Source organism: Streptomyces sp. AB3(2024) (assembly GCF_041862025.1).
In the GTDB taxonomy this organism is placed as follows: Bacteria; Actinomycetota; Actinomycetes; order Streptomycetales; family Streptomycetaceae; genus Streptomyces.
This window is the reverse complement of the sequence record NZ_JBGWAB010000332.1, coordinates 1-566: the sequence shown is the minus strand read 5'-3', so window position 1 is coordinate 566 and position 566 is coordinate 1. Positions and strand designations below refer to the sequence as shown.

1 protein-coding gene is annotated in these 566 nt (G+C 67.1%); it reads left to right on the top strand.

Features of this window, described 5'->3' with window-relative positions; genetic code table 11:
• Positions 1 to 566: hypothetical protein (locus tag ACEPPI_RS40630; protein WP_373920257.1), on the top strand; the 566-nt coding region annotated here is incomplete at both ends.

Below are 566 nucleotides of genomic sequence, written 5' to 3'. Positions count from 1 at the left end.
TGGTCGGCGTTCTTCGCCGGTACGGGTGCGCGGCGGGTGGATCTGCCGACGTATGCGTTCCAGCGGCAGCGGTTCTGGCCCAGTGCGGTGGCTTTCGTGGGTGGGGATCCGGAGTCGATCGGTCTTGGTGATGCGGCGCATCCGCTGCTTGGTGCGACGGTTGCTCTGGCTGATTCGGGTGGGGTGCTGCTTGCGGGTCGTCTGTCGTTGGAGACCCATCCCTGGCTTGCCGATCATGTGATTCATGGTGGTGTGCTGCTGCCGGGTACGGCTTTTGTGGAGCTGGCGGTGTGTGCCGGTGACCAGGTCGGTTGTGATGTGGTGGAGGAGCTGACGCTGGAGGCGCCGCTGGTGTTGCCCGAGCGGGGTGGTGTCCAGCTGCAGTTGGTGGTGGAGGCGCCGGCTGTGGGTGGTGGGCGGGCGTTCGCTGTGTATTCGCGGCGTCAGGATGTGGTGGGGGAGGAGTTGTGGACGCGTCACGGGTCGGGTGTGCTGGCCAGTGGTGCGCGTTCTGAGGCTGCGGCGGAGTTCGGTGAGCTGGCGGTGTGGCCGCCGGTGGACGCGGT